Annotated in this window: 6 protein-coding genes and 1 pseudogene; 6 read left to right on the top strand and 1 reads right to left on the bottom strand. The window is 67.8% G+C overall.

The genetic code is table 11. From position 1 onward, the window contains the following. Nucleotides 1-195 precede the first annotated feature (195 nt). Together rplJ and rplL are read left to right on the top strand one after the other, a co-directional pair. On the top strand, nt 196-723 hold the full coding sequence (gene rplJ, locus KBZ04_RS13855) for a 50S ribosomal protein L10 (RefSeq protein WP_254992490.1): 528 nt from the start codon (nt 196-198) through the stop codon (nt 721-723). A 64-nt stretch (nt 724-787) separates the two neighbouring features. Then, on the top strand, nt 788-1,174 hold the full coding sequence (gene rplL / locus KBZ04_RS13860; protein ID WP_094587442.1) for a 50S ribosomal protein L7/L12: 387 nt from the start codon (nt 788-790) through the stop codon (nt 1,172-1,174). Nucleotides 1,175-1,499: 325 nt separating this feature from the next. Here the strand turns inward: rplL and KBZ04_RS13865 are convergent, their stop codons facing one another. Next, a complete protein-coding gene (locus tag KBZ04_RS13865) occupies nt 1,500-2,240 on the bottom strand; it encodes a DUF3747 domain-containing protein (protein ID WP_254992491.1) in 741 nt (246 codons plus the stop codon). A gap of 73 nt (nt 2,241-2,313) precedes the next feature. Between KBZ04_RS13865 and KBZ04_RS13870 the strand changes: the two genes are divergently transcribed. The 4 genes and pseudogenes from KBZ04_RS13870 to KBZ04_RS13885 all read left to right on the top strand — a co-directional run. Continuing rightward, entirely contained in the window at nt 2,314-3,090 is a 777-nt protein-coding gene (locus KBZ04_RS13870) for a ribonuclease H (RefSeq protein ID WP_254992492.1), read from the top strand. Nucleotides 3,091-3,100: 10 nt separating this feature from the next. Next, on the top strand, nt 3,101-4,288 hold the full coding sequence (locus tag KBZ04_RS13875) for a quinone-dependent dihydroorotate dehydrogenase (RefSeq protein ID WP_254992493.1): 1,188 nt from the start codon (nt 3,101-3,103) through the stop codon (nt 4,286-4,288). A 57-nt stretch (nt 4,289-4,345) separates the two neighbouring features. Further along, the gene (locus tag KBZ04_RS13880) at nt 4,346-5,224 is read left to right on the top strand and encodes a hypothetical protein (RefSeq protein ID WP_254992494.1); all 879 of its coding nucleotides are present in this window, start codon (nt 4,346-4,348) and stop codon (nt 5,222-5,224) included. Next, nucleotides 5,221-5,509: pseudogene (locus tag KBZ04_RS13885) on the top strand (hypothetical protein); the annotation flags it as partial. The gene KBZ04_RS13880 and the pseudogene KBZ04_RS13885, both read left to right, overlap by 4 nt.

Below are 5,509 nucleotides of genomic sequence, written 5' to 3' on the forward strand. Positions count from 1 at the left end.
AACTCTTTTAAATGGTCGCTCGGTCCCGCTCGTAAGTCCTGCCGAGGTTCACGCGATTGGTTTTTGCCTGGGCTGGTGACTCCACCGGAGTCTCTCAGATCGGAGCGGAGCGATGAGCGGCCTCGAAGCTTCCCTTCCCGGGGGGGCTGTCCGGGCTGCGTTCCCTGCTTGTTCCCCCGATCCGATCCACTTCCTATGGGCCGCACGCTGGAGAACAAGCAACAGATCGTCGAAGAGCTCAAAGGGCTCCTCGGTGAAGCCGAAATGGCGCTGGTCCTCGATTTCAAGGGCCTGACCATCAAGGAGATGACTGATCTGCGGACCCGTCTGCAGGCCAGCAACGGTGTGTGCAAGGTGACCAAAAACACCTTGATGCGCCGTGCCATTGATGGTGACAGCGCCTGGTCGGATCTCGATTCCCTGCTCACCGGCACCAATGCCTTCGTCCTGGTCAAGGGCGATGTCGGCGGTGCGGTGAAGGCCCTGCAGTCCTTCCAGAAGGACACCAAGAAGTCGGATGTGAAGGGAGGCCTTTTCGAAGGCAAGCTCCTGTCCCCCTCCGACATCCAGGCCATCGGGGATCTGCCCTCCAAGGAGGTGCTCATGGCCCAGATCGCCGGTGCGATCAATGGCCTGGCCACCAAGCTGGCTGTGGGCATCAACGAGGTTCCGTCCGGTCTTGCCAGGGCGCTCAAGCAGCACGCCGAATCCGGCGAAGGTTGAGTTCGCCTCTCGCGAACCCCTGGGCTCCACCGATCCTCCCGTTCTGTTGCTGATTCCCCCCCCCATGTCCGCTACCACCGACCAGATTCTCGAACAACTGAAAACCCTCTCCCTGCTTGAGGCTTCCGAGCTCGTCAAGCAGATCGAAGAGGCCTTCGGCGTGTCCGCCGCCGCTTCGGCTGGCGTCGTCATGGCCGCCGCCGCCCCCGGCGCCGCCGCTGAGGCGGTTGAGGAGCAGACCGAATTCGACGTCATCCTCGATGGCTTCGATCCGGCCGCCAAGATCAAGGTGCTCAAGGCCGTCCGCGAGGCCACCGGCCTCGGTCTGGGCGAAGCCAAGGCCCTTGTGGAAGCCGCTCCCAAGGCCGTCAAGGAAGGCATCTCCAAGGGCGATGCCGAAGCTCTCAAGAAGAGCATCGAAGAAGTGGGTGGCAAGGTCTCCATCAAGTGACCGGCCAACGCCGGGCCTCCTGGCCCGGCGACCCCCTTTCGTTTCCGGGCCGGCCCTTCGGGGCCGGCTTTTTCATGGTCGGGACCGTTGACGGGCGGTGTGGACCCCCGCTGCGTGGAGCGCAACCCATAAAAAAGAGCCCCGCCGAAGGCAGGGCTCTGGAGATGGAACGATTCCGGGAGTCTGTCCTCGTTTCGACCCTGGAAGAGCGTCCTTCACTCCTCACAAAGTCAGATTAAGTGGGGGGGAAGGCGTGTGCGGGGCGAGGAGTCCGGTGATTCAACTGGTCCCGGGCCGGGGCCCAAGACGGGATCCGGCGGCGGGGTCAGAGCCCTCCTCCATTGGCTTCGGTGTAGGGAATGACCTGGAGGGCGATCGCCCGGCCGGAGCGGTCGGAACCCATGCTGTCGTCGCGCTGGTCGAGCAGCGGCAGGGTGGCCGCCATGCCGGGGAGTTCGGCCCGGCCCGGGGGGCGCCGGGACGTCTGAGCGCCGCCGGCCCGGGCAATCAGTTGCTCCAGGGGGGCCGGACTCGCGAAGTAGAGGTGGGACAGGGACCTCTGCTCGTAGGTGCGGCGTTTCAGATCCCAGCCGGGTTCGAGCGTGAGGGACACGAAGCCGTCGCGATCGCGCCGGGGCACCTCGGCCCTGCCCACCACCAGGACGGCGGCCTGGCTGGGGGAGACGGCCTGCAGCTCAAGCCGGGATCCCACCTGCTGCACCTGCAGGCGGTAGGTGGTGCCCAGGTCCTGGTCGGCGACGCGCAGGGAATGGCCGTTGCTGTCGAGGTAGCGATTGCAGATGCCGGTGTAGTCGAACCGGTTCAGGGTCGGATCCACCAACCCGTCCGGGCGGGCCTGCCAGCAGGCGGGCCGGGTGGCCAGCTGCTCCAGCACCAGAAGGGTCCAGTCACTGTCGCCGACCGGCCTGGCCAACACGGCAAAGCGATTGGCGTCAACCTCCGTGGTCTGGAAGAGGCCGGCGGCGATGGCCAGCCTGGGCTGCACCATCGGCAGGCTGGCTCCGGCCAGGGTCAGGCCCGCCAGGGCCAGGTAGGTTCGCTGCATGGGAACACCTCCAGGACCCGGGCGTTCTCCGGGAGAGAGGATCTCATTCAAGCGATGCTGTCAAGGGGACTCCATGGGTGATCGTCCGGTGCGGGTTGTGGCCGCCGCCTGCGACGGGGCCTGCAGCGGCAACCCCGGCCCGGGCGGCTGGGGTGCCCTGCTGCGCTTCGAGAACGGCTCCCGGCGCGAGCTGGGGGGGGCGGCCCCGGCCACCACCAACAACCGGATGGAACTCACCGCTGCCCTGGCGGTGCTGGAGGCCCTGCGGGACCTGCCGCGCCATCCGGATCTGGTGCTGCGCACCGACAGCCGCTACCTCATCGATGGTTTCGAGAAGTGGATGGCCGGCTGGAAGCGCAAGGGCTGGCGCACCGCCTCCGGTGGCGCCGTGCTCAACCGCGACCTCTGGGAGCTGCTGGATGCCGCCAGGCTGCCGGGGCTGGCCCTGCGCCATGTGCGCGGCCACAGCGGCGATCCGGACAACGACCGCTGCGATGCCATCGCCGTTGCCTATGCCCGCGGCCAGGCCCCGACCCTGGCGGTGGAAAGCCGGTCCGTCGTCGCCCCGGAGGCGGTGGCGGCGGTAGAGACGGTGGCCGTTCCAGGCGCCGCGGATCCGGCCCCCAGGTCGCTGCAGGAGCTGCTGTCCCGCCTGGAGCTGGCCGATCGGCTCGCCGCGGGCGGTTACAGCCTGCGGGCCGTGGAGCTCGCCCGGCTGATGGAAGTGCCCACCGCCACCCTCGAAGGGAAAAGCGATCCCTGGCTCTGGCGCGACTGGCTCGTGAGGCCCCTGGGCAACGGGAGCTGGCGTCTGGAGCGCGGCGCGGGAGGATTGGCCAGGCCGCAGTGAGGAGACAGGGATGCCGCAGGAGCAATCGGCCGGCGGCGGCCAGGTGGGAACCGGCGCTCTCTACGCCCGGTTCGTCGAGCCACTGCTGCGCCGCGATGACGGTGCCGACGCCGAACAGCTGAGTCGACTGACCCTGCTGGCCCTGGGCCAGGCCTCCCTGCGGCGCCGCTGGCCCCTGGTCAGCGGCAGCCTGGCGGGGCTGGGGGCGGAGCTGCAGCGGCGGGATCCCCGCCTGGAGCAGACGCTGTTCGGCTGTCGCTTTGCCAACCCGGTGGGGCTGGCTGCGGGCTTTGACAAGAACGGGGTGGCGGCCGCGATCTGGCATCTGTTCGGTTTCGGCTTCGCCGAGCTGGGCACCATCACCTGGCAGCCCCAGCTGGGAAATCCCCGGCCCAGGTTGTTCCGGCTGGCCGAGGAGCGGGCCGCCCTCAACCGCATGGGCTTCAACAACGACGGGGCCAGGGGTGTGCGCCGGACCCTGGAACGCCAGGATCTGCCCCCGCCGGGGCAGCGGCCCGCGGTGCTCGGCATCAACCTCGGCAAATCGAAGGCTGTGTCGCTGGAGATGGCCCCCGACGATTACGCCGCCTCCCTGGAGTTTCTGGCTCCCCTGGCCGATTACGCGGTGGTCAACGTCAGCTCCCCCAACACTCCGGGGCTGCGCGACCTGCAGGAGGAGGCCCAGCTGAGGCGGCTGGTGGAGCGTCTGCGGCGCCTGCCTGCCTGTCCTCCGCTGTTGGTGAAGATCGCCCCCGATCTTGAAGATGATGCCATCGATACCATTGCCCGACTCGCCTATGAGGAGGGTCTGGCCGGAGTGATCGCCGTGAACACGTCGGTTCACCGACTTGGACTTGAAGGGCGCCGTTTGGCGGCCACGGGTGGGACCCTGGCCGAGGAAACCGGAGGGTTGAGCGGCCGGCCCCTGCGCCGGCGGGCCGTGGAGGTGCTGCGACGGTTGCGGGCGACCGCAGGTCCGGCTCTGCCGCTGATCGGTGTGGGTGGCATCGACTCGGCCGAGTCCGCCTGGGAGCGGATCAGTGCAGGAGCCTCGCTGATCCAGATCTACACGGGTTGGATTTACGAAGGCCCTGCACTTGTGCCATCGATTCTGGAGGGATTGACCCACCAGCTCGACCGCCATGGCTGCCGGACGCTTTCTGAAGTTGTAGGTTCAGGGATGCCTTGGCTCCCATAATTCGGTAGCTTTCGCAAGCATCGGGTCGGAGCCTTGGTTTTTTCTGGCCTGATCGGCTTGAAGGATGATCTGGATGATCGTCTCCGACCGATCCGCGCGCAGCTCTTTCCGCGTCAATTGCTGCTGGAGCTTCAAGACGACGCCCTGATGGGCCAGGTGCTCAGGGGCGACGGCCCTGAGCCGGTGAGCATCGATCTGCCGCTGCCACCGCTCACCTGTCTGGATGGCCAGCCCCTGGAGAAGGAGCCCCTGGGTGATCTGATCGGCGATCTGCTGGTGCGGGATGGCCTGCTGGATGCCGTTGTCCTGGCCTCTCTTCCCGAGGGGGCCGTGGAGTGGCGCGTCATCGACTGGCCCCTGGAGACCATCCCCGACGACCCGATTGAAGCGCTGCGCACGATCGACCCGACCCTCAGTTTCGGGGTGCCCCTGGCCGAGGCGACCATCGACCTGCGGCCCCTGGCGGGCGCCACCCCCCGCATGCTGCTGGCCGTGGCCTCCAGGACGTTGGTGGAAGACTGGATCGAGGTCTTCAACCTGGCCGGTGCCCAGCTCGAACGGCTGGCCCCCCCCCAGTCCTGCCGGCTGGCCGCCGTGAACGCCCTGCTGGAGCAGGCACCACACGACGAACTCACCCTGCTGATCCATCCGCTGCCGGCAGGGGGGCGCCTGCTCCTGCTGCGCGGTGCCGAGCCGGTCTTCGACTGGCCCCTGCCGGAGGAGGATGGCGACCTTGTGCGGGAAGTGAATCGTTGCGTGGCCTTTTACCGTCGCCGGGATCCGTCGATCCGCCGTCTGCGGCTGCTGCTCAGCGCGACGATGCCCAGCCAGGACCATCTCCAGGATGCCTTGGGGGTGCGGGCCGAGATCCTCACCCCTGAGCCCTACGGATCCCTGGTCCTGCAGGGCCTGGCCATGGCGGAGCGGGGCCGATGAAAGCACCCCTCGATCTGCTGCGGGAGAGGCGCAAGGAACTCGGCCAGGAGAGCATGGTCTCGGCGCTGCTGGATCGGCGGCCCCTGCTGTTGCGTGGCGCCCTGATCGGGGCGGTCGTCCTGGGGGCGTCCCTGGCCTGCACGGCCCTGGTGTTCCTCCGCTACCAGTACGTGAAGATGCAGACCGCCCAACTGAGCCGGTTCGAAGCCGAGTCGACTCAGCTGCAGGCCGACATGGCGGCCAGCAGAACCAAGCTTGATCAACTCACCGCCACCAACCGCAGCC

The sequence above is a fragment of the Cyanobium sp. N5-Cardenillas genome (genome assembly GCF_024345515.1).
Classification (GTDB): Bacteria; Cyanobacteriota; Cyanobacteriia; order PCC-6307; family Cyanobiaceae; genus Cyanobium.